The organism is Amycolatopsis sp. NPDC104775 (assembly GCF_055583325.1).
In genome coordinates this window covers 401,382-424,442 of sequence record NZ_JBVJOE010000003.1, presented here as the reverse complement: position 1 = coordinate 424,442, position 23,061 = coordinate 401,382, and the positions used below count along the sequence as shown (strand labels likewise).

General features: G+C 67.4%; 23 protein-coding genes. 16 read left to right on the top strand and 7 right to left on the bottom strand.

Features of this window, described 5'->3' with window-relative positions; translation table 11 throughout:
* Positions 1-244: 244 nt before the first annotated feature.
* Genes ACZ63D_RS16295 through ACZ63D_RS16280 form a run of 4 tightly spaced genes read left to right on the top strand, consistent with a single transcriptional unit; the run spans position 245 to position 3,375 of the window.
* Positions 245-751, top strand: a complete 507-nt coding sequence (locus tag ACZ63D_RS16295; protein ID WP_465355109.1) for a hypothetical protein — start codon at positions 245-247, stop codon at positions 749-751.
* The gene (locus ACZ63D_RS16290) at positions 751-1,359 is read left to right on the top strand and encodes a DUF3558 domain-containing protein (protein WP_465355108.1); all 609 of its coding nucleotides are present in this window, start codon (positions 751-753) and stop codon (positions 1,357-1,359) included. The genes ACZ63D_RS16295 and ACZ63D_RS16290 overlap by 1 nt, the downstream gene beginning before the upstream one ends.
* A gap of 1 nt (position 1,360) precedes the next feature.
* Entirely contained in the window at positions 1,361-2,599 is a 1,239-nt protein-coding gene (locus tag ACZ63D_RS16285) for a hypothetical protein (RefSeq protein WP_465355107.1), read from the top strand.
* Between the two features lie 29 nt (positions 2,600-2,628).
* A complete protein-coding gene (locus ACZ63D_RS16280) occupies positions 2,629-3,375 on the top strand; it encodes an ESX secretion-associated protein EspG (protein WP_465355106.1) in 747 nt (248 codons plus the stop codon).
* A gap of 451 nt (positions 3,376-3,826) precedes the next feature.
* On the opposite strand, the gene ACZ63D_RS16275 is transcribed toward ACZ63D_RS16280, so the two are convergent.
* The 5 genes from ACZ63D_RS16275 to ACZ63D_RS16255 form a co-directional block, all read right to left on the bottom strand.
* The gene (locus tag ACZ63D_RS16275) at positions 3,827-4,600 is read right to left on the bottom strand and encodes an amino acid ABC transporter ATP-binding protein (RefSeq protein ID WP_465355105.1); all 774 of its coding nucleotides are present in this window, start codon (positions 4,598-4,600) and stop codon (positions 3,827-3,829) included.
* Entirely contained in the window at positions 4,597-5,550 is a 954-nt protein-coding gene (locus ACZ63D_RS16270) for an amino acid ABC transporter permease (RefSeq protein ID WP_465355104.1), read from the bottom strand. The genes ACZ63D_RS16275 and ACZ63D_RS16270 overlap by 4 nt, the downstream gene beginning before the upstream one ends.
* A gap of 23 nt (positions 5,551-5,573) precedes the next feature.
* On the bottom strand, positions 5,574-6,491 hold the full coding sequence (locus ACZ63D_RS16265; protein ID WP_465355103.1) for an ABC transporter substrate-binding protein: 918 nt from the start codon (positions 6,489-6,491) through the stop codon (positions 5,574-5,576).
* Positions 6,492-6,976: 485 nt separating this feature from the next.
* Entirely contained in the window at positions 6,977-7,957 is a 981-nt protein-coding gene (locus ACZ63D_RS16260; RefSeq protein WP_465355102.1) for a FecCD family ABC transporter permease, read from the bottom strand.
* The gene (locus ACZ63D_RS16255) at positions 7,954-8,970 is read right to left on the bottom strand and encodes a FecCD family ABC transporter permease (RefSeq protein WP_465355101.1); all 1,017 of its coding nucleotides are present in this window, start codon (positions 8,968-8,970) and stop codon (positions 7,954-7,956) included. Before ACZ63D_RS16255 ends, ACZ63D_RS16260 begins: the two co-directional genes overlap by 4 nt.
* A 62-nt stretch (positions 8,971-9,032) precedes the next feature.
* Here ACZ63D_RS16255 and ACZ63D_RS16250 point away from each other — a divergent pair, with 62 nt between their 5' ends.
* Positions 9,033-10,046 carry an ABC transporter substrate-binding protein gene (locus ACZ63D_RS16250; RefSeq protein ID WP_465355100.1) on the top strand — a complete coding sequence of 338 codons (1,014 nt, stop codon included), beginning with the start codon at positions 9,033-9,035 and terminating at the stop codon, positions 10,044-10,046.
* Between the two features lie 45 nt (positions 10,047-10,091).
* Here the strand turns inward: ACZ63D_RS16250 and ACZ63D_RS16245 are convergent, their stop codons facing one another.
* A complete protein-coding gene (locus tag ACZ63D_RS16245) occupies positions 10,092-11,513 on the bottom strand; it encodes a M20/M25/M40 family metallo-hydrolase (RefSeq protein WP_465355099.1) in 1,422 nt (473 codons plus the stop codon).
* 360 nt (positions 11,514-11,873) lie between these two features.
* Between ACZ63D_RS16245 and pdhA the strand changes: the two genes are divergently transcribed.
* From pdhA to ACZ63D_RS16190, 11 genes are all read left to right on the top strand, one after another.
* Positions 11,874-13,079 (top strand): pyruvate dehydrogenase (acetyl-transferring) E1 component subunit alpha, encoded by a 1,206-nt coding sequence (gene pdhA / locus ACZ63D_RS16240; RefSeq protein ID WP_465355098.1) that lies wholly within the window; start codon positions 11,874-11,876, stop codon positions 13,077-13,079.
* Entirely contained in the window at positions 13,079-14,071 is a 993-nt protein-coding gene (locus ACZ63D_RS16235; protein ID WP_452078060.1) for an alpha-ketoacid dehydrogenase subunit beta, read from the top strand. The genes pdhA and ACZ63D_RS16235 overlap by 1 nt, the downstream gene beginning before the upstream one ends.
* A 16-nt stretch (positions 14,072-14,087) precedes the next feature.
* Positions 14,088-15,452 carry a dihydrolipoamide acetyltransferase family protein gene (locus tag ACZ63D_RS16230; protein ID WP_465355097.1) on the top strand — a complete coding sequence of 455 codons (1,365 nt, stop codon included), beginning with the start codon at positions 14,088-14,090 and terminating at the stop codon, positions 15,450-15,452.
* A 109-nt stretch (positions 15,453-15,561) separates the two neighbouring features.
* The gene (locus ACZ63D_RS16225; RefSeq protein WP_465355559.1) at positions 15,562-16,134 is read left to right on the top strand and encodes a TetR/AcrR family transcriptional regulator; all 573 of its coding nucleotides are present in this window, start codon (positions 15,562-15,564) and stop codon (positions 16,132-16,134) included.
* 20 nt (positions 16,135-16,154) lie between these two features.
* The gene (locus ACZ63D_RS16220; RefSeq protein ID WP_465355558.1) at positions 16,155-18,089 is read left to right on the top strand and encodes an ABC transporter ATP-binding protein; all 1,935 of its coding nucleotides are present in this window, start codon (positions 16,155-16,157) and stop codon (positions 18,087-18,089) included.
* A 31-nt stretch (positions 18,090-18,120) separates the two neighbouring features.
* Complete coding sequence (locus ACZ63D_RS16215; protein WP_465355096.1) at positions 18,121-18,705, top strand: ABC transporter ATP-binding protein; 585 nt, start codon at positions 18,121-18,123, stop codon at positions 18,703-18,705.
* Positions 18,702-19,892 (top strand): hypothetical protein, encoded by a 1,191-nt coding sequence (locus ACZ63D_RS16210; protein ID WP_465355095.1) that lies wholly within the window; start codon positions 18,702-18,704, stop codon positions 19,890-19,892. Before ACZ63D_RS16215 ends, ACZ63D_RS16210 begins: the two co-directional genes overlap by 4 nt.
* 10 nt (positions 19,893-19,902) lie before the next feature.
* On the top strand, positions 19,903-20,400 hold the full coding sequence (locus ACZ63D_RS16205) for a P-loop NTPase family protein (protein ID WP_465355094.1): 498 nt from the start codon (positions 19,903-19,905) through the stop codon (positions 20,398-20,400).
* A 54-nt stretch (positions 20,401-20,454) separates the two neighbouring features.
* The gene (locus ACZ63D_RS16200) at positions 20,455-20,919 is read left to right on the top strand and encodes an FxsA family protein (RefSeq protein WP_465355093.1); all 465 of its coding nucleotides are present in this window, start codon (positions 20,455-20,457) and stop codon (positions 20,917-20,919) included.
* A 12-nt stretch (positions 20,920-20,931) separates the two neighbouring features.
* On the top strand, positions 20,932-21,360 hold the full coding sequence (locus tag ACZ63D_RS16195; RefSeq protein ID WP_465355092.1) for a very short patch repair endonuclease: 429 nt from the start codon (positions 20,932-20,934) through the stop codon (positions 21,358-21,360).
* 10 nt (positions 21,361-21,370) lie between these two features.
* Positions 21,371-22,486, top strand: coding sequence for a DNA cytosine methyltransferase (locus ACZ63D_RS16190; RefSeq protein WP_465355091.1), 1,116 nt, complete (start codon positions 21,371-21,373; stop codon positions 22,484-22,486).
* Here ACZ63D_RS16190 and ACZ63D_RS16185 read toward each other — a convergent pair.
* The gene (locus ACZ63D_RS16185) at positions 22,483-23,061 is read right to left on the bottom strand and encodes an SCP2 sterol-binding domain-containing protein (RefSeq protein WP_465355090.1); all 579 of its coding nucleotides are present in this window, start codon (positions 23,059-23,061) and stop codon (positions 22,483-22,485) included. The genes ACZ63D_RS16190 and ACZ63D_RS16185 overlap by 4 nt on opposite strands.

Sequence of the window (23,061 nt, the reverse complement as noted above, 5' to 3'; positions counted from 1 at the left end):
CCACGGTCGTTCAGCCCTCAGGGAATCGGATCAACGGCGGATGAGCAAGGGGCCGGCTGGAGTAGCGCTTCCGGCGGTTACTGAGCGCTGGGGGATGGCTACGGGATCGCTCCGCTCGCCCGAACGATCTGACCGGAACGGCCCGCCTGGGTGGTTTGGGGCTGCTATGGTCACAAGCCGAAGCTGATCAAGAACAGAGGGTAGGCCGCGCCCCGGAGCCGCGGCTCGTGCGGGGAGGCACGACATGCCAGACGGAACGAACAGCGGACTGCAAGGCGTCCAGAACCAGCTCACCTCTACGGCCCCGACCGCTCCTCCGCCAGGATCCGGGCTGATCCCCGGTGCCAACGCGGCCGCGCCGCCGCCTCAACCGCCGGACTACGAGGCACTGGGCAAGAAGCAGGCCTCAGCCGACTTCGCCGCCGCCTCCGGGAACAGCGGCTGGGAATTCGACCCGGCGGCGATCGACGAGGTCATCAAGAGCCTGGAAGACAGCCTGGACGGTGACCACGAGCGAGCTGGCAAGCAAGCCAAGCTCCTCATGCAGATCGTCCCGCCGGGCTCGGAGGTCGGCAGCCAGGGCTATGCCGACGTGGCGAACAAGTCCGGAGCCGCGTACAACAGCTTCCTGACCGGGGCGGTCAACTACATCACGGCGTACGTGGAGACCTTGAAGCAGATCCGCACCGCGTACCAGAACAATGACCAGAACGCCAAGGATCAGCTCCGTGCCGCTGGAAAGGTTGACTAATGCGCCACCGTAATTCCGTAGCCGCGCTGATCACCGCAGGCGCTCTCGCCTCGGCCACAGCATGCGGCGGGTCGACTGGCGGAACCGGCGCACCGGCTTCGTCTTCTGACTCGGCTCCCGCTTCCTCGCAGAACCTGGCTCCGAAGGTCGATCAGCCGATCAACAACACCGCCGGGACCGAGAACGACCCGTGCTCGGCGGTCAGCGTCGCCACCGTCGAAGGCACCGCCAGCAAGGTCAAGGAAACCAGGACTGAGCGCTCGAACCTCAGCAACACGTGCGTCTGGGTGTTCGAAAACAACGGCGGAAACGTCAGCGCCGGTGTGGTGACCGCGAACAAGCAGGGCCTCAACGCGCTCTACATCCAGAACTCGCGGGGCGGTCTCACCACCTTCAAACCTCAGCCCGCGATCCTGGGCTACCCCGCCGTGGTCTACGAGAATGGCGGCGAAACCCAGGGCTCTTGCAACCTCGCGGTCGGCATTCGAGACGACGTGACGTACACGGTTATCGCTCAACTCCGTCACGGCAGTCCCGTTTACAGCGACTCCTGCGGAATGGCGACCAAGATCGCTTCCGCCGCCATCACGCATTTGAAGGGTCAATGAAATGACCTACAGCGGATGGGAAATCTACACGAAACTGCACGACCCCGGGGACACTTCGACCCTGGACAGCGCGCGTGACGCGTCCAGCGGGCTCAAGACCATTCACGAGAACGTGGTCCGGACTCTGACCGAAAGCCAGGCGAAGCTCAACGCTTTCTGGAAGGGCAAAGCCGCTGACGCCGGCACCGCGGGCCTGACCCCGCTGATCCAAAGCTCGCAGATCGTCGCTGAAAACATGGACCGGGCACACCGTTCCATGCAGGATCAGTCGGACGCGTTCAGGTACGTCAAGCAGAACGCCCGTCCAGTCACCAAGGACCGTCCCGACGACCAGAAGCTGACCGACTACATCTCGATCGGGGCCAGTGACGACGAGAAGGCCGCCGCGCAGTTCGATTCGGACACCAAGTTCAACGTCGAACTGTACGAGCCTTATTACCAGAGCACGCAGCCGCGCAAGACCACGTTGGCTCCGGATTACCCGGCCGCGCACGATCCGAACGTGTCGGCTACCGGCATCACACCGGATCAGCCGACGCCCGGAACCGGGTCCACCAGCGGGCGGGTCGGCTCCGGCGTAAGTCACCACTCGTCCGGCGGCGGGTCGTCGCACAACTACGGTGGCGGCTACACCAGCGGGCCCAGCACCTACTCCGCTCCTCCCGGCGCAGCGGGAATGCAAGCCCCTCCGCCGCCTGGGCACGGTGGGCCGGTGAATCCGCCCGTGGTGCCGCCGAACGACAGCACCAGGGCGGCTTGGGCTGACCCCACACCGCCTCCGCCCCGGCAGACCTGGCAGCCGCCGGTCACCTTGCCTGGGGGTGGGAACACCTCGAACGGCGGGATGAACGGTGCGTTCGGGCCGGTCGGCGGTTTCGGCGGGTTCGGGCCCACCAGCGGCGGCAGCGGCGGGTTCGGCCCGGGCGGTTCCGGGGCCGGTGCCGGTGCCGGTGCCGGTAGCCCGGGCAGCGGCGGTGCTGGACCGCGGGGTGTCGGAGGCGGTACCGGGGCTGGAGCGCTCGGCGAGGGCGCGGCCCGGCCTGGCATGGGTGGCGGTGCGGGTGCGGCCGGAGCCAAGGGTCAGCCTGGAATGGGTGGCATGGGTGGCGGCGGCAAGGGCGGCAAAGGCCCCGAGGACGAAGAGCATCAGCGCAAAATCCTGCTGGCCGAAGAGGACCCGGATTCGATTTTCGGGGGTTATGACGGCAATCGGCCTACGCCGCCGGTTATCGGGGCTTAGCGGGAAATGGTCAGGGGGAGGGAAAGTCGGTGCTGCGCAAGCCCGTTGAGCTGAGCCTGCAAACCTTCGAGGTGCTGCTGGAGCGGCTGAATCTCGGCGACATCCATCCGACTCTGGTCCGCGGCGCGCTCTGGTATTCGCCCGAGGAACGACGGCAGTTGGCGGCGGATACTGATCGCGAACTGCACAACGCCGGTCTGATGCAGCGTGGACGGCTCAACGACGAGTTCGTCGAGACCATGCATTTGCTGCAGAGGCCGGGCGTCGAGTATTACTCGTGGGTCAAATCGGAACATGGCGAACGGACGGTACGCGCGGCAGCGAGCGGCCGGGACGCGGCGACTGTTGTTGCGGTGAACCAAAAACTGTATATCGCGCCGTGTTCGGCGGATACGTTGGTTCGGGAGTTCATCGCGTTGTTGCCGGAGGCGCCTGCCGCACGGGTGCTCTCGCTCAACTGTTCCGATGAGGACCTGAATCTGGTCAAGAGCGGGCAGCACACGGGGCGCACTGGTCCGAGTATTCGGGACGCCAAGCAGGTATTGCAGTGGCTGGATAAACCGCACACGTATTTCGGGCGGTTGTACGTCGCGGTTCGGGACAGTCGCGGGAAGCGGCGGCGTAATGAGAATCCGCCGGGGTGGGCGGATATGGAGGAGGGGCGGATCTTGTTCGGGGTGGACAAGTCCGGATGGATCAGTCTGGCTGGGGCTGGGCCGCAGGAGTTGGCGAAGAAGCTGCAGCAGGTGGAGAGCGAGCTGCGTTCTGGGCGTTGACGACGTGTAGCGGGATGAATCGCCGCTCCAGTGGTTTCCGTCGGAAAGGAAATGACTTCCGGTGCGCAAGGCCCTGGTTGGAGTGGGGTTCGTGGCTATCGGACTGGCTGGGTGCAGTTCGGCTAGCACCCAGCCGAGTCCAGCACCGCCTTCGAATGCTGGCAATGCTCTGCCCTCGCACGGCGCGCCTGCTGTGCTAGCGCCGATTGCGAGCACTGCAGCAGTCGAGTCTGATCCCTGTCGTGCCATAACCACAGCACGCTGGGGGTCGGAGTCCGCGACGACCTGCTCTACACCGTGATCGCCCGGCTGGACACCGACAACCCGCATCGTTCCGATCCTTGTGGTGTCGCTGGCAAAATCGCCGCTTTCGGGGTTCAGCACCTTAAAGCCGGACAACCCGCATAAAGAAAAGGGCCGCCCGGAGAATCTCCGGGCGGCCCTTGCCAACTCAAGCGTTCGGGTTCAGCACCCGGGCCAAGAACGCCTTGGTCCGTTCATGCTTCGGGTCCCCGATCACCTCATCCGGAGAACCAGACTCCACGACCACCCCGCCGTCCATGAAGAAGACCTTGTCGGCCACTTCGCGGGCGAACTGCATTTCGTGGGTCACCACGACCATCGTCATGCCGTCCTTCGCCAGTTGGCGCATGACGCCCAGGACGTCACCCACCAGCTCTGGGTCCAAAGCGGACGTTGGCTCGTCGAAGAGCATCAGCTTCGGTTGCATCGCCAGCGCTCGCGCGATGGCGACCCGTTGCTGCTGGCCGCCGGAGAGCTGGCCGGGATAGGAACCCGCTTTGTCGGCCAGGCCGACTCGGTCCAGCAGCTCCAGAGCCCGCTCCCGGACTTGCGCCTTCGGTTCACGGCGGACCTGGATTGGGGCCTCCATGACGTTTTCCAGCGCTGTCATGTGCGGGAACAGGTTGAATCGCTGGAAAACCATGCCGATGTTCTTGCGCTGCGCGGCGATTTCCTTGTCTCGCAGCTCGTGCAAGCGCCCGCCGCGTTCGCGGTAGCCGACCAGCACGCCATCGACATACAGCCGGCCGGCGTCGATTTTCTCCAGATGATTGATGCAACGCAGCAGGGTGGACTTGCCGGAACCGGACGGGCCGATCAGGCAGAGCACCTCTCGCTCCTGCACTTCCAGGTCGATGCCCTTGAGCACGTCCAGGGAGCCGAAGCTCTTGCACACCTTCTGTGCGGAAACGACGGGAGTCACGCTCGCGCACCTCCGCTGCCACCGCGGCCGAAGCGGTAGCCCAGCATTCGCGCTCCCCACTTGTTCTTTTGCGCGGTCGCCCGTGAAGTGCCACGGGCGAAATACCGCTCGATGTAATACTGCACGATCGTCAGCACCGACGTCATGAACAAATACCAGGTCGCCGCGACGATCAGCAGCGGAACTGTCTTGTAGTTCTGCGAGTAAATCGTCTGCGCCGACACGAACAGCTCGAAGTATCCGATGACGACCACCAGCGACGTCGTCTTCAACATCGAGATGGTCTCGTTGCCGGTCGGCGGGATGATCACCCGCATCGCCTGCGGCAGGATGATCCGGCGCAGGGTCTTGCCCCGGCTCATGCCCAGTGCGGACGCGGCTTCCAGCTGTCCGCCGTCCACGGACTGGATGCCGCCGCGGACGATTTCCGCCATGTACGCCGCCTCGTTCAGGCCGAGGCCCAGCAACGAGGCGACGAACTGGTTGATCAGCGTGTTCGTGTCCCAGCTGATGAAGGTCGGGCCGAACGGAATGCCCAGTCCGATCTTCGAATACGCCAGCGCCAGGAAGTTCCAGATCACCAGCTGAGTAATCAACGGCGTACCGCGGAACAGCCAGATGTAGACCGACGCCGCGCCCGACATCAGCAGGTTCGGCGACAGCCGCATCACTGCGAGCAGTACGCCGCCGACGATGCCGATGATCATCGAGATCACCGTGAGCAGCAACGTGTTCCGGAGGCCGTTGAGAATCCGGTTGTCGAAGAGGTACTCGCCGACGACCGGCCACTGCAGCGCGGAGTTCGTGACCACGCTGCGGATCACGATGAACGCCAAGAACAGGATGATCGCGCCGGCGATCCAGCGTCCGTAATGCCGGACCGGGACCGCCTTGATCGGGGTGGTGTCGGCCTCCTGCCAGGAATCGGCGGGGCCGGGGGGAGTGGACACGAGTAACTAAGTCCTCAGTTTCGTCAGGAAGCGGACGGGTTGATCTCCGACTTGGTGATGGCACCAGAACCCGACAGGCCCCACTTGTCCAGGATCTTCTTGTAGATCCCGGTGTCGATGAGCTTCTGCACGGCACCCTGCACCGCCTTGCCGAAGTCGCCGCTGCCCTTCGGCAGCACGATCCCGTACGGCGCGGTGTCGTACGGCTCGCCCACGGACTCCAGCTGGCCGCCGGTCTGCTTCACCGCGTAGTCGATCACCGGCGAGTCGGCCAGTTCGGCCTGCACGCGCTTCGCGGTCAGCGCCAGGTTCACGTCGGTCTGCGCCTGGAACTGGGTGATGTTGATCGGCTGCTTGCCCGCCTTGGTGCACGCGGTGTTGCGCTTGCCGAGATCGTCGACCTGCGTGGTGCCCTTCTGCACGGCCACATTCTTACCGCACAGGTCGTCCACCGACAGTTTGTCCGGATTGCCCTTGAGCACCGCGAGCGAGGTGCCCGCGCGATAGTACGAGATCATGTCGACGGTCTGCATCCGCTCGGCGTTGACCGTGAACGACGAGATGCCCATTTCGTACTTTTTCGCCGAAATACCGGGAATGATGCCGTCGAAAGCCGAGTTCTGGAACTCCGTCTGCACGCCGAGCACCTGGCCGACCGCGGTGGCGATGTCGACGTCGAAGCCGGTCGCCTTGCCGTTCTCGACGAATTCGTTCGGCGGGTAAGTCTGGTCCTGTCCGGCCACGATCTTTCCGTCGGCCTTGATGTCGGCGGGCACCAGCGCGGCCAGCGCCGCGTCCTTCTGCGCGGTCGGCGCGCTGTCGGAGCCGCCGGGTGCCTGGCTGGTACCGGCGTCGGTACCGCCAGCGCCGTTGCCGCCCGCGCCGCACGCCATGGTCATCCCGACCAGCGCGAAAGCGGGGAGAAGGGCGAGTGCCTTCATTTGCTGTCCTCGGGCCACTTCGTCACTCCTCGTAGTTCTCAAGGGCTGAGAGCTGGCATATTGCCACTCGGAAGCGGGTATGCACAGCACTGCTGCGTCACGGGGAAGTTTCGCACAGGACAGGTGGGAAGACGGGTGTCATGGCCGCTGCGTGCGGCAAGTCGGGATGTCCTCCGTGAACAGCGATCCCGGTGCCTGGCTGCCGCCAGCCGGACGACGTGCGCGAATGGGGAAGACCGCCCGGTGCCAGACCGGTCTCAGGCGCTGGGCCGGATGATGGCGGACCAGGGGGATCACGTTCTCGCTCGTGCCTCGCGCCAGCCCGGCGGCGTGACTCAGTGCGTCCGCGCGGCCCGCATCCTGAACTTCTTTCGGCGCATCGACTGCTGGAAGACGCGAGCGTCGATCCAGACCACGTCAGCCGTCACCGGGACCGCACGTGTTCCTGTCCTTTGTGGATCAACGCGCGACGACGGCTGGCCTAGTCACGCGTTCTGCCGACGCCGAGAAACAGCCAACAACCACAACAGATACCCTCCGCCCAGTGCGGCCGCGACCACGCCTACCGGCAGCAGCGAAGCGTCCAGGACCCGCTGGCCCACGAAGTCCGCCGCCAGCACCAGCACCGCTCCCATCGCCGCGGAGGCGACCAGGTTCGGTCCGGGGCGGCGGGTCAACCGGCGTGCGAGTTGCGGTGCGGCCAGGGCGACGAACGGGATCGGCCCGGCCGCGGCGGTCGCGGCAGCGGCCAGTGCGACCGCCGCCAGCAGCACCACCGCACGCACTCTCGGCACGGCGACCCCCACCGCGACCGCGGCGTCGTCGCCCATTTCCAGCATTCGCAGCGCGGGCTGGTGCACGAAGATGAACGGCGCGAGCACCACGACAGCCAGGCACAGCGGGACGAAGTAGTTCCAGTCGCGCCCAGCGAGATCGCCGGTCAGCCAGCCGACGGCCTGTGCCGCGGCTTCGAGTTTCGCTTGCACCAACAGGTAGCCGTTCACCCCGGCCAGCACCGCGCTTACCGCGATGCCCAGCAGCACTAGCCGCGAGCTGAGCAAACCGTGCGGGGCGCACAGTGCGGTGACCAGCAGGGCAGTGAGCAGGCCGCCCGCGACCGCGCCGACGGAGACCAGTCCGGGACCCGCGCCGAACAGCAGGATCATCATGATCCCGCCGGTCGCCGAGCCGGTGGTGAAGCCGATGATGTCCGGGCTGCCGAGCGGATTCCGGGTCACCGTCTGGAAAACCGTGCCCGCCAGGGCGAGCGCGATGCCGACGAAGATCGCCACCAACGCGCGCGGCAGCCTGCCGGTGACCACCAGGTATTGGGCCTTCGTGCCGGATCCGGCGAGCGTCCGCAGCACTTCGACCGGAGACATCTCGTAATCTCCGGTGCCCACGGCGAGCACCAGAAGCACCGCTGCCACCAGGGTCAGCAGTCCAACGACCACCCACGTCCTCATCGCCGCACCGCCTTCACCCGCCGCGCCACGATCACGAAGGCGATGCCGCCGATCACGTCCGTCATCACGCCTACCTGGATTTCGCCGTTGCCGCCGAGCAGCCGGCCGAGGACGTCGCAGCCGAGCAGCAACACCGGCCCGAGCAGCGCGGACAACGGGAGCACCCACCGTTCGTCTTGGCCGACCAGCGCGCGCACGACGTGCGGAATCATCAGCCCGACAAAGGCGATCGGCCCGCACGCCGCGGTCGCGGTCGCGGAGAGCAGGCCCACCGCGATCATGCCGACCGCGCGGGTCAAAGCGGGGTTCGCACCGAGGCCGCGCGCGCTGTCGTCGCCGAGCGCGATTGCGTTGAGTGGCCGGGCGAGTACTCCCGCGATCACCAAGGCGGCCAAGAAGAACGGCAGCAGCCCGGCGAGACTGTCGAGGTTCCGGTTCACCAGCGAGCCGACGAGCCAGTACCGCATCTGATCGAGGCTGTGCGTGTTGATCATCTGCATGCCCTGGTTGATCCCGACGAACACGGCCTGCACCGCGACGCCCGCGAGCACCAGCCGCAGCGGGCTCACCGAACCGCCGATCACCGTGACCAGGACCGTTCCGGCCAGCGCGCCGAAGAAGGCGAACCACACCAGCTGCTCCGGCGAGGAAACCGAGAACACCGCCCCGCCCAGCACGATCGCGACCGCCGCGCCGTGGTTGATGCCGAGCAGACCCGGGTCGGCGACCGGGTTGCGCGTGATCGCCTGCAACAACGCCCCGGCCAGCCCGAGTCCGACCCCGACAGCCAGCCCGAGCAGCGTGCGCGGCAGCCGGTCGTCGCGGATCACGACGTCTTCGAAGGTCCCGCTGTAGGAGAACAACGCGTGCCACACGCTGCCGAGCGGCAACCGGTTGGAGCCGAAGGCGATGGACAGCACCACCACCGCGACAAGTGCGACGAGCGCCGCGACCAGGACTGTCGCGCGGACGCCCCAGCGCCGGGATGTGACGCGCTCCCCAAGCAGGACCATGGCATTCACCCTAAGGCAAGGCTAACCTCAGGCAGTACCTCACCCGATCCTCCGGAGTTCCGATGACCATCTCACCGGCGCGGCTGTCCCGCCGCGGCTTCCTCGCGGGCACCGCCGCCGCGGGCACCCTCGGCCTGCTGAGCGCCTGCGGGTACAAAGACGACCAGCCCGCGGCCGGCGGTGGCGCGACGTGGTCCTTCACCGACGACCGCGGCCGCAAGCTCAGCGGTGAGCGTCCACAACGGATCGTCGCACAGGTGACCGCCGCGGCCGCGCTGTGGGACTTCGGCGTGAAATCGGTGGGCATCTTCGGGCCGTCGCGGCTGCCGGACGGCAAGACCGACCCGCAGGCAGGCGGCGTCGACCTGAAATCGGTGACCTCGCTGGGCAACGTCTGGAACGAGTTCAACTTCGACAAGTTCGTGTCGCTGAACCCGCAACTGCTGGTCAGCGTGATCTACCTGAAGCAGCAGATGTGGTACGTGCCGGACACCTTGGCGGACAAGGTGGACAAGGCCGCGCCGAGTGTCGGCATCGGGCTGCAGGACATCTCGATGCCGCAAGGGATCGCGAAGTTCGAGGCGCTGGCGAAGGCGCTCGGCGCGGACATCGCGACGCCGGAAATCCAGCAGGCGAAACAGAAGTACGAGGCCGCGGACGCCAAGTTCGCCGAGGCGGTCAAGAAGACGTCCGGGCTCAAGGTCGTGCTGCTGTCCGCGCAGAAGGACACGGTGTACGTGGCCAATCCGGCGAAGTTCGCGACCTCGAAGCACTACCAGGAGAAGGGGATGCAGTTCGTCCTGCCGGAGAAGCCCGACGAAAGCCAGGGCGGCTACTACGAGCAGGTCAGCTGGGAGAACGTCGGCAAGTACTCGGCCGACGTGATCATGTACGACTCGCGCGGCGGTTCGCTGTCGCTCGGCCCGGACGGGCTCGGCAGCGTCCCGACCTGGCAGCAGCTTCCCGCGGTGAAGGCGGGCAAGCTGATCCCGTGGAACAACGAGACGCCGTTCTCGTACCAGCGGTTCGCGCCGGAGCAGACCCGGGTCGCCGACGCCTTGGCCAAGTTCGCCTGAGCCGAGTGGCTGCGCCGGGCGGTAACCGGCGCAGGCACTCGGACGTCAGCTGCGGGCGTGCGCGTCCAGCAGGTGCGCCACCGCTTCGGTGACCTGCTGGGCGTAGTCCAGGTTCAGCCACTCGTCCGGCACGTGGATGTTCGAATCCGCGCCGCACGCACCCGTCACCAGGAACTGCGCCTCCGGGTACTTCTCGCCGAGCAGGCCCATGAACGGGATCGACCCGCCCATGCCCGCGGCACGGTGCGGACGGCCGAACACCTCGTCGTCGACCCGGCGCAACGCCTCGGTCAGCCACGCGGCTTCCTCCGGCGCGTTCCAGCCGTTCTCCGCCTGCTGGTCTTCGGCGATGGTGACCTTCGCGCCGTACGGGACATCCGTGGTCAGCGCCCGCTTGATCGCCGCCAGCGCGTCCTCCGCGACCGCCGTCGGCGGCAGACGGAAGCTGAGCGTGAGCGTGGTGCTCTGGCGCAGCACGTTGCCTGCTTCGGCGGGCTTCGGAAGTCCTTCGCCGCCGATGATCGACAGCGTCGGCCGCCAGTAGTTGTTCAGCAGCAGCTCAAGCGCGTCCTCGGAGACCGTCTTTCCGCCGCTCACCAACGGGAACGCGGTGCGCAGCGCTTCCGGCGCCACCTCCGCGACCGCTTCGATCTCGGCCCGGCGGCTGGCCGGCACCTCGACGTTCAGCTCGGACAGCTTGATCTCGCCGGTTTCCGCGTTCTCGATCCGCTCCAACAGCTGCCGCAGCACGCGGAACGAACTCGCGACGACGCCGCTGGCGAGACCGGAGTGCTGCGCGGTGGCGAGCAGCTGAACGGTGACCGTCAGGTGCACCATGCCGCGCAGGCTGGTGGTGAGCCACAGCCGCTCGTAGTCCATGCCGCCCGCGTCGAGGCACACGACGAGGCTGACTTCGCCGAGCCGCGCGCTCAGGTGCTCCAGGTAAGCAGGCAGGTCCGGGCTGCCGGACTCCTCGCCGGTTTCCAGCAGCAGCGCGATTCGCGCGTGCTCGCCGCCAGCCGCGTGCACCGCTTCCACCGCGGCACTGGCCGCGTACCCGGAGTAGCCGTCGTCCACCGAACCACGGCCGTACAGCCGGCCGTCGCGGATGACCGGCGTCCACGGGTCGAGGCCCTCGGACCAGCCACCGACCGGAGGCTGCTTGTCGAGGTGGCCGTACATGAGAACGGTGCCCTTGTCCGTCGCGCCCGGGGTGGCCGGCACGTCGACGAACAGCAGCGGGGAACGGCCTTCCAGCTCGACGACCTCGATCCGCGCGCCCGGCAGGTCACGCCCTTCGAGATAGGCCTTGACGTGCTGGACGGCGGCGGCGAGATGCCCGGTCGACGCCCAGTCCGCGTCGAACGCCGGGGACAGCGCGGGGATCGCGACCAGACCGGACAGGCTCGGCGTGACGTCGTTGATCCACGTCGAGACCACGGATTCGCGTACGGATTTTTGCTCCACAGCGCCATCTTGCCACGGTGACCGACGTCACCGGTGCGACCGAACGTCGCGAGTGCTCGTCCCGCTGAAAACCGCGACCGGCGCTCACGTGGGCAGGTGGGACGCGGGATGGCCGCCCGACCATCGCCTCTCCCATACTCGGGCATCCAAGCGTTTTCCCTGTTCAGCGAGGTTTTCTCAGCAACAAATCAGCAACTTGAGCTCTCCATCGGAGCAATTCTCGTGCCAGGATGTGGCCACGAACCGTCAACGCCGACGGTGGCCGGGAGCCTCGGACCCGAGGAGCCGGTCCCCGCCGGTGCAGTCGCTGTGGCCGCCACAAGCGGCCGCTCGCGGCGCCGACACCGAGGAGAACAGCTCATGCCGTCCGAACAGTGGACGCACCCGGAACCTGGAGACGGGCCGGCCGCCGTAGCGGCTCAGCCTTCCCCTGAACAGGTGATCGCCGGTTTGCGAGCGACAAGCGAAGGTGGCGCTGAGCTCACTCAGCTGCTCACCCCCGAGGGCCAGCGAGTCCCGTCCGAGCGGTTCGACCGCTACGTCGAGGACGTCACCGACGAGACGCTGAAAAACCTCTACCGCGACATGGTGCTGGTGCGCCGCGCGGACCGTGAGGCCAACGCGATGCAGCGCCAGGGACAGCTGGGCATCTGGGTGCCGCTGCTCGGGCAGGAAGCCGCGCAGGTCGGGTCCGGTCGCGCGCTGCAGCCGCAGGACATGGCGTTTCCGAGCTACCGCGAGCACGGCGTCGCGTACACCCGCGGCGTCGACATGCGCGATCTGATCGGGATTTTCCGGTGCACCGACCACAGTGGCTGGGACTACCAGGCGCATCGGTTCCACCCGTACACCATCGTCATCGGCAACCAGGTGCTTAACGCGGCTGGTTACGCGATGGGCCAGAAGTTCGAGGGCAAAGTTGGTGACGAGGGTGGCGAGGCCACCATCTGCTACTTCGGTGACGGCGCGACTTCGCAGGGCGACGTGCACGAAGGGTTCGTCTGGGCCGCGGTGTACGACGCGCCGCTGGTCTTCTTCTGCCAGAACAACCAGTGGGCGATTTCCGAGCCCACCGAACGCCAGTCGCGGCTGCCGCTCTACCAGCGCGCCCGCGGCTACGGTTTCCCCGGCATCCGCGTGGACGGCAACGACGTCCTCGCCTGCCTCGCCGTCACCCGGTGGGCGCTGGAGGAATGCCGGCACGGCAACGGCCCGGTGCTGATCGAGGCGTTCACCTACCGGATGGACGCGCACACCACCACCGACGACCCCACCCGCTACCGGCTCTCGGACGAGCTGGAGGAGTGGAAGCTCAAGGACCCGATCGAGCGCGTGCGCGCGTTCTTGGCCCGCAACGGGTACGCGGACCAGGCGTTCTTCGACAGCGTCCAGGCCGAGGCTGACCAGTTCGCCGCGGAGCTGCGCGACTACACGTTCAACATGCCGGAACCACCGCCGGACCGGGTGTTTTCCCAGGTGTACGCCGAACCTTCGCCGGTGCTCGAAGCGCAGCGCGAGGAGTATCTGTCCTATCTCGACGGTTTCGCCGCGGCGGGTGAGCACTGATGACTGACTTGCAGAAGCTCACGATTGGCAAGGCGCTCAACCTCGGTCTCCGTCGCGCGATGGAAGAAGACCCGAAGGTCCTGATCATGGGGGAGGACGTCGGCAAGCTCGGCGGCGTCTTCCGGATCACCGACGGACTGCAGAAGGACTTCGGCGAACAGCGCGTGCTGGACACGCCGCTGGCCGAATCGGGCATCATCGGCACCGCGGTCGGCCTCGCCGTGCGCGGTTTCCGGCCGGTGTGCGAGATCCAGTTCGAGGGCTTCATCTTCCCCGGCTTCGACCAGATCTCCTCGCAGCTGGCGAAACTGCACTACCGCACGCAGGGCAAGGTCAAAATGCCCGTCGTGATCCGGGTGCCGTTCGGCGGCGGGATCGGCGCGGTGGAACACCACTCGGAATCGCCGGAATCGCTGTTCTCGCACATCGCCGGCCTCAAGGTGGTGTCGATTTCGAACGCCGTGGACGCCTACTGGGGCATCCAGGAGGCGATCCGCTCGGACGACCCGATCCTCTTCTTCGAGCCCAAGAAGCTGTACCACTCGGGCGCGTTGAAGATGGAGGTCGACACCTCGACGGCGCCGTCGCGCGTGTTCTCGTCGCAGGTGGTGCGCCCGGGCACGGACGCCACGGTGGTCGCGTACGGCCCGTCGGTGAAGGTGGCGCTCGAAGCCGCCACGGCCGCCGAGTCCGAGGGCAAATCGCTGGAAGTCATCGACCTGCGCACGCTCTCGCCGCTCGACCTCGGACCGGTGTTCGAGTCGGTGCGCAAGACCGGACGGCTCATCGCGGTCAGCGAAGCGCCGTCGGAATCCTCGCTGACCTCGGAAATCGCTGCCCGGGTCCAGCAGGAATGCTTCTACTCCCTGGAGTCCCCCGTCCTGCGCGTGACCGGATTCGACACGCCGTACCCGCCCGCGAAGCTCGAGGAGCACTACCTCCCCGACCTCGACCGGGTCCTGCACGCTGTCGACCGTTCGCTCGCCTGGTAAGGGGGTTCCTTCCGAAATGCCTGAGTACAAACAGTTCCCCTTGTCGGACACGGCGGAGGGGCTCACCGAAGCTGACATCCTGGCCTGGCGCGTGAAGCCGGGCGACACGGTCACGGTCAACCAGATCGTGGTCGAGGTCGAGACCGCGAAGGCGGCGGTCGAACTGCCGATCCCGTGGGCCGGGGTGGTCACCGAACTGCACGTGGAACCGGGGCAGACGGTGGAGGTCGGGACGCCGATCCTGACCGTGGACGTGGATCCGGACGGGAAAGCCGCGCCAGCCGCCGCTCCCGCTGCCGAGTCCGCTCCGGCCGCTCCAGCCGAGGAGGAGATGAAGCCGCTGGTCGGCTATGGCTCCAAGGCGGCCGGGACGACCCGGCGGGCGCGGAAAAGCGCGGCACCAGCACCGGCTCCCGTTGCGGCGGCGGCCACACCGGCAGCACCCGCGCCGGTGGCCCCCACATCGGCAGCACCCGCGCCGGTGGCCGAGACCCCGCGTGGCGGTTACGTCCCGCTGGCGAAACCGCCGGTCCGCAAACTGGCCAAGGACCTCGGCGTCGACCTGCGTTCGCTCACCGGCAGCGCGGACGGCGGCGTGATCACCCGCGACGACGTCCACCGCGCCGCCAACGGTTCCGCCGCACCGGCAGTGTCCACTGTGGAGTCCGGGTACGACCCGGCCACCCGCGAGCGGCGCGTGCCGATCAAGGGTGTCCGCAAGGCGACCGCGGCCGCGATGGTGCAGAGCGCCTACACCGCCCCGCACGTCACGGAATTCCTCACCGTCGACGTCACGCCGATGATGGAACTGCGCGAGAAGCTCAAGAAGTCGCGTGAATTCAGCGGCGTCAAGCTCACTCCGCTGGCGTTCGCGGCGAAGGCCGTGTGTCTCGCGGCGAAGCGCACGCCGGACGTCAACGCGGTGTGGGACGAGGCCGCGCAGGAGATCGTCTACAAGGACTACGTGCACCTCGGCATCGCGGCGGCGACCCCGCGCGGTCTCGTGGTGCCGAAGATCCGGGACGCGGATTCCTTGTCGCTCAAGGAACTCGCGGTCGCGCTCACCGAGCTGACCGACGTCGCGCGCGAGGGCAAGACCACTCCGGCGGCGATGCTGGGCGGCACGTTCACGATTACCAACGTCGGCGTGTTCGGCGTGGACACCGGCACGCCCATCATCAACCCGGGCGAGTCGGCGATCCTGGCGGTCGGGGCGATCCGGGACACGCCGTGGGTCGTGGACGGCGAGATCAAGGTGCGCAAGGTGATGCAGCTGTCGCTGAGCTTCGACCACCGGGTGGTCGACGGGCAGCAGGGGTCGGAGTTCCTCGCCGACGTCGGCGCGCTGCTCGCCGATCCGGCGGTCGCGATCACGTACTAAGCGAGCAGGCCGTGTCCACGCGGGCACGGCCTTTCGTTTATCGAGTTGACGGAGTGAGCGCTCACTCCGTACCGTGGCGGGCATGGAAACGAGAAAAAGAGCACCGGGCATGGCCCCGGACGACCGGCGGCGGATGATCGTCCGCGCGGTGCTTCCGCTGGTCGTCGAGCACGGGCGAGGGGTCACGACCGCGCAGATCGCCCGGGCCGCCGGGATTGGCGAGGGCACCATCTTCCGGGTTTTCCAGGACAAGGACGAACTGTTCGACGCGTGCGTGGAAGCCGCGCTCGACCCGGCGGAGGCGTTGGAGATGATTGGGGAGATCCCGGCTGAGCTGCCGTTGGAGAAGCGGCTCGCGGAGGCCGCCGAAGCGATGAACGCGCATCTGCAGCGGATGGGCGCGGTGATGGCGGCGACCATGAAGGGACGGCCTCGCGCGGCGGCGGAGGAAGCACGCAACCGCAAGTCGGTGACCGGGGACAGCCGCCGCGAGTCGCTCGAAGCGATGCAGCGCGCGGTGCGGGAACTGTTCGTCCCGGATGCCGCCCGGCTGCGGCTGCCGGTCGACAAGGCCGCTTCACTGTTCCTGGCGCTGTTGTTCACGCAATCCCGCCCGATGCCCGGTGCCCCGACCACTGACGAGGTCATCGACGTCTTCCTGCACGGTTCGGTGCTGGCGTGATCCCCGGCGGTGGGGGCGGGATCGAGCTGGCCCTCGGCCGCCGCGGTCGCCGCCGGATGGCGCAATCCGTGCCGGACAGCGGTCTCACCGGGCCGGTTGACATCGCGGAACCGGAGCAGCCGGAACAGCCGAAAGGCTTGCGAGCGCGGCTGTCGCGGATGCGTACTTCGGTGGCAGGCACCGTCCGCGGCCTGCCGAAAGTCGCGAAGCTGACCTGGCAAGCCAGTCCGACGCTGACGATCCTGCTCGGGGTTGTCACGCTGATGTCCGGACTGCTGCCGACGGTCACCGCGTACGTCGCGAAAATCCTGCTGGACTCGGTGGTCGCGGCGATCCAGCATCGCGGGTCGACCACGGACATCGTGCGCATCACGCTGTTCCAGTTCGGCGTACTGGCGGCGACCGCGATCAGCAGCTCGATCACCACGATCGCGCAATCCCTGTTGCAGGAACGGATGACGCTCACCATCCGGCATCAGGTCATGCAGCACGCGAGCGACCTGCATCTGGCGTACTTCGAGGGTTCGGCTTCCTACGACATGCTGCGCCAGGCGTCGCAGGAAGCGCCGACGCGGCCGCTGTCGATGATGACCTCGGCGCTCGGGTTGATCCGTACCATGATCACCTTCGCCAGCATGATCGCGCTGCTGGTGTCCATCAGCCCGCTGCTCGCGCTGGTCGCTTTGCTGGCCCCGATTCCGGCGTTCATCTCGCAGTCCAAGTACGGCTCGCGGGCGTTCTGGCTCACCTTCATGATGTCGCCGATCAAACGGCGGATGGACTATCTGTCCTCTTTGGTCACTACGGACACGTATGCCAAGGAGACCAAGCTGTTCGGCCTCGGCCCGTACTTCGTGGACCGGTTCCGGCAGCTGGGCGCGGTGTCCTACGAACGGCAGCGAAAGCTGACGGTGAAACGAAATGTCAGCTCGACGTCGTGGGGCTTGCTGAGCACCCTGGTCGGCTCGGCGATCGCGTTGTACATCGCCTTGGAAGCCGTCGGCGGACGGCTCACGCTGGGCGACCTCGCGCTGTACACCGCCGCCGCGACGTCCGTGCAAGCCTCGGTGAGCGGTCTGTTCACCGCGTTTTCCGGGATGTACGAGAACAATCTCTACCTGGACACGCTGTACAAATTCCTCGACACCAAACCGGAAATCACCGCACCGGCGAAGCCGCGGCCACTTCCGTCCACTGTGGAAGGACACATCCAGTTCGAGTCGGTGAGCTTCAGCTACCCCGGCGCGGACGAACCGGCGTTGCACGGGGTGAGTTTCGAGATCCGTCCCGGCGAAACCGTCGCCGTGGTCGGCCGCAACGGTGCGGGCAAGTCGACGTTGTTCAAGCTGCTGTGCCGGCTGTACGACCCGACGGCGGGCCGGATCCTGCTGGACGGCGTGGACATCCGCGAGTACGACCCGGTCGCCTTGCGCACCAAGATCAGCGCGATGTTCCAGGATTACGTGACCTACCAGGGAACCGCGGCGGAGAACATCGGCCTCGGCGACCTGAACCGGCTCACCGATCGCGAGCACATCGAGGACTCCGCCCGCCGCGCCGGAGCCGACGAGCGCATCGCCCGGCTGCCCACGGGGTACGACAGCCCGCTCGGCCGCTGGTTCGACCAGGGCGTGTCGCTGTCCGGCGGGGAGTGGCAGAAAATCGCGCTGGCGAGGGCTTTCCAGCGTGAGGCCCCGATTCTGATCTTGGACGAGCCGACGTCCGCGCTGGACGCCCAAGCCGAGCACGACTTGTTCGACCGGCTGCACACGTTGTCTCGCGGACGGACGACGCTGTACATCTCGCACCGGTTCTCCACGGTTCGCCAGGCCGAGCGCATCCTGCTGCTGGAACACGGGAAAGTCGCGGAGTACGGAACGCACGAAGAGCTGATGGCGGCCGGGGGCGGGTACGCCGAGTTGTTCACGCTGCAAGCGGAGGCGTACTTGAAGTGATTATCTTGGGGTGATCAGCCGAGGGGGTTTCGTGCTCATCACCACTCAAGACCTGGGGGTCACCGCGGGCGAGACAGAGCTGTTCAGCGGTCTCGACCTAGCCGTCGACGCCGGTGAATGCCTGGTCGTCCGCGGTGCCAATGGGACGGGCAAATCGACGTTGCTGCGCTGTCTCTACGGAAACCAGACGCCGACGTCCGGTTCCGTGTCCGTCTGCGGCGGACCGCCGGACGAGCGGTCTGCCGCTTTCCGCCGCCGGGTTTCCGTCCTTTTCGACGATTCGGCGCTCTTCGACGAACTCACGCCACGCCAGCACCTCGACCTGCTGCGCAATTCCTTCGGCGGAGAACTGGCCGACGGCCCGGTTCCGGCTCCCGATGTGCCCGCGTCGGAACTCTCGGCCGGACAGCGGCGCCGGCTCCTGCTGCACGCCGCGGTCGCGCGTCCGCACGACGTGCTGCTGCTGGACGAACCAGAACGCGCCCTCGACGCCGAGGGCCGGGCCTGGCTGTCCACCCTGGTCACCACCAGCACCCAGCGCGGCGCGGCGGTGGTCGTGGCGAGCCATCACCCGCCGCTCGCGGACGAGGTCGCGGATTACGTGGTGGACCTGTGAAACGTCCGGACCTGGTCCTGGCCCTGGTCATCGCGGTGGGCCTGCTGGGATCGCCGTTCTACAACACCGAACTGGTGCGGAGCCAGCTGATCGGCGGCGCACCGGTGGGCGCGCTCGGCAGCCTGCTCGTACTGTGCACCGGCCTCGCTCTGGCCTGGCGGGCGACGCTGCGGCGCGGGTACCTGTGGTCCCATCCAGCCACTCTGACCTGGGACGATTTCGACGGCCAGCGCCCCGCGACGCTCACCCGGCGGCTCGTCCTGGACTGGGCCGCCCGGTTCGCGGTCGCCGCGTATTTCTTCGCCGTTTCCGGGATGCTCATCGGGTTCCCCAGCTCACTCGTCGGTCCAATCGCGCTTTTCGTGGTCGTTGCCGCGCTGGCCTTGGCACTGGGCCGCCGCCGCCCGTTCCCCGGCGAATCCCTGCTGCCGCTGACCCTCGCGCTGCCCCTGCTCGTTCCACTGTGGACATACGTACTGGCCGCCGCACTCGCTGCTCTCGCCCTGTCCCGGTCCGACTCATTGCCGCACAAGGCTTCTCGCGACACCTTGATCCGGCATTACACCGAGCGCATGGTGCGCCGGACGTCCGCCGCTTTCTTAGACGTCTGGGCACTGCTCCCCGCGGGCCGCCCGGTGCCGTGGCGCGGCGCGCTCGCCAGCCGATTCGTCGTCGTGCGCTACGTCCTCACCGGAATCCTTGCCCGGCGTTCCGCACTCGGTCTGCCGCTCTTTCTGGCCCTGGCCGTCGTCGCCACGCACGCGACCTTCCCCGCCGTCACCTCGGTCTGGCTGATCGGCCTCGGCGGCTACCTCGGGCTGCTTCCGTTCACCGCGCCGATCGCGCAGCTGCATCGAGTGCCCGGACTGCGCCGCTGGCTGGCCGCTTCCGACCTGCGCCTGCATGCCGTGACCAGTGCTTTTCTGTGCGTTCTCGCGCTGGCCTGGACCGGAGTCGTCCTGCTGCTCGGCATCCCAGCGTCGCTCGGCGCGGTCGTGGCGGCCCTGCTCGCGGCCCTCGCCGCCGTGCGCTCGGTGACTCGTGGACCACTGGATTTCAGCTCGATGGGCATGGTGCTGTACGAAGGCGTCCTGATCCCGGCCGGTCTGGTGCGGCAGCTCGTCCGAGGCCCAGATCTGCTGGTGATCGGGTTAATTGCCGCGAGTTTTCTCCCGGGCTGGCCTTAGGCTCCCCGGCATGGGGCGACGCATCATGGTCACCGGATGTTCCGGGGCCGGAAAATCCACCCTGGCCAGGAAGATCGGCGCGGCCTTGGACATCCCGGTCACCCATCTGGACCGGCTCTACTGGCGTCCCGGCTGGGTTCCCGCGCCACCGGAGGAGTTCCGCGCCGCGGTGGCCGAAGCCGTCAGCACGGACAGCTGGGTGATCGACGGCAACTACAGCAAGACCTTCGACCTGCGCCTGCCGTTCGCCGACACCATCGTGCTGCTGGACGCCTCCCGCTACGTCTGCCTGTCCCGCGTCGTGCGGCGGCAGGTGCGCGAATGGGGCCAGGAGACCCAAGCCGCCGGATGCGTGTCGAAGATCGACGCCGAGCTGGTCCAGTGGATCTGGAGGTGGCCGACCCGCCGTCCGCGGATGCTGCAGCGGATCGCCACCGAAGCTCCGTCGGCGCGGAAGGTGCTGCTGCGCTCGCCACGCGAGGTGTCGGCGTTCCTGCACATGCTTTGACCTGGGCTTATCCCGGTCCGGGAGCAAAACCCGGTACTCGATCGTTGAGTGGATATGGCTGTCGTGTTCCTGCTTTACGTCCTCGCCGAAGTCGCCGCCATCTGGGCGGTCGGCTCGGTCGTCGGTGTGCTCGGCACGATCGCTCTGCTAATCGCGGGCGCGTTCGTGGGCTCGTGGCTGGCGCGCCGCGAAGGCGGCAAGGCGATGCGCGCGTTCATGGCGACCGCGCAGTCCGGCCGCAATCCGGAGAAAGAGCTGACCGACGGCATGCTCGTCGCGCTCGGCGGCGTGCTGATCATGGTCCCCGGTTTCGTCAGCGACCTGCTCGGCCTGCTGATCCTGGCGCCGCCGACGCGCTCGATCGCCCGGCGGTTCTGGCTGCGCCGCGCGGAGAAGCGCGCGATCCGGTACGCCAACCAGCGCCGGGGCCCGGTGATGGTGGTGGACAGCGAGGTCGTCGCCGAACAACCGCGGCCGGCGAGCCATCCGGTGATCGAAGGCCGGATCGTGGAAGGCTGAGTCTTTGCCACAATGACTCCCGTGGAGCGGCTGGAAACGACTTCCGCGGTGAGCGCCCGGATGAGCAGGCAGAAGTCCCGCAATACCTCGATCGAAATGGCGCTGCGCAAGATCCTGCACGCCGCCGGGTACCGCTATCGAGTGCACCGCCGTCCGGTGAAAGGCGTCCGCCGCGAGGCTGACCTGGTGTTCGGCCCCGCCCGGGTGGCGGTTTTCGTGGACGGCTGCTTCTGGCACGGCTGCCCCGAACACGGCACCTGGCCGAAGAACAATGCCGATTATTGGCGCACCAAGATCGAAACCAACCGCCGCCGAGACGCGAATACCGACGCACTGCTGCTCGAAGCGGGCTGGCTGTCGGTGCGAATCTGGGAACACGAAGCGACCGATGTCGCCGCGTCGCGGGTGATCGAGACCGTGAAGGAACGCCGGCCCCATTAATGTTGGCGCCATGCCTCTACCGGGTCAGCCCACCGCCGCGGAATTCTTCGCGGGCATCGGTCTCGTGCGCCTAGGCCTCGAACCGGCCGGTTTCGACGTCGCGTGGTCCAACGACATCGAACCGGCGAAACAGGCCATGTACGAGGCACACTTCAACGACCGGGGCACGCACGAGTACGTACTAGGCGATGTCGCCGCCCTGCGCGGTGCGGACCTGCCCGCTGGCCTGAGCCTGGCCTGGGCGTCCTTCCCCTGCACAGACCTCTCGCTGGCCGGCTGGCGCCGCGGCCTGGCCGGCTCGCACTCGTCGACGTTCTGGGAATTCACCCGCATCCTCGACGAACTGGGCCCGGACCGTCCGCCGGTGGTGGCACTGGAAAACGTCGTCGGCCTAGCCACGAGCCACGGTGGCGAAGACCTCCGCGCGGCGATCGGAGAACTCAACCGTCTCGGCTACTCCGCCGATGTCCTGACCCTGGACGCCCGGCGATTCGTCCCGCAGTCCCGGCCGCGGTTGTTCATCGTCGGCGCGCAAAACCCGCCGTCCGACTCGCCAGCCCCGTCACCGCTCCGCCCGGATTGGCTGACCCTCGACCCTTCCTTGCGGACACATCGCGCCGCCCTGCCCACACCTCCGCCACTGCTGGTCACCGGCCTGTCCGCAGCCGTCGAACGCCTGCCCGCCGACGACGAACGCTGGTGGAATCCGCTTCGGACCTCGGGATTCATCGGGTCGCTGTCACCGCTCCAGCTGGAACGGCTGACGCAGCTCAAAGCGGGGAAGAAGCTGGTGTACCGCACGGCTTACCGGCGCACCCGAAACGGAAAGCCGGTATGGGAAGTCCGGCCAGACGACATCTCCGGCTGCCTGCGCACCGCACGCGGCGGGTCGTCTAAGCAGGCAGTGGTGCAGGCAGGCCGGGGGGCGGTGCGGGTCCGCTGGATGACGCCGCGCGAGTACGCCCGGCTGATGGGGGCGGGAAAGTACGCGCTGGAGGGGCTGCGGAACAACCAGGCGCTGTTCGGCTTCGGGGACGCGGTGTGCGTGCCGGTGGTGCGGTGGCTGTCGGAGAATTACCTGATGCCGTTGGCGCGTGGGGAAATGAGCCTCGAAGCCGCGGGCTAGTCCGCCCCAGTCGGCTTAGGAATGTCGAAATACCCCGACAACCGCACCGCTGGCGCGTACTCTCCCTTGACCTTCACCTTCCCCGTCACGAACATCGCCGCCACGGCCGCGGTTCCGGTCGCCATGCGGATGAAGTCCTCCACTGCCACCGTGATCGTCGTGTCCGGGGTGCGGGCCAGGTCGGTACTCGACACGCACAGGCCGTCCTCGATGACCGTTTGGTAGCGGTCGAAATCGTCGCCGGCCGGGAAGCGCCAGGAGACCACGATATCCACGTGCCGGGCGCGTTCCGGGCGGAAGTGTTCCGACATCCGGCGGAAGATCTCGTCCAGGAACACCGCGCGCAGTTCGTCGTGGTCGGCGATGCCTTTCAGCTGCTCCCGCGAAGCCGCCGCGACGACATCGACCAAGGACTGCGTGGTCAGCGAGGCGATGTCGATGCCGGCTCCGGCGGTGCCGAGCATGTGCAGCGTCTCCAGGACCTGCACGAACTGCTCCGGCGTCAGTTTGCCCACCTCGAGAGTGCGGGCGAAACCGTTCACCGCGTGCTCACCGGGTGAGTGCGCGGCACGCAT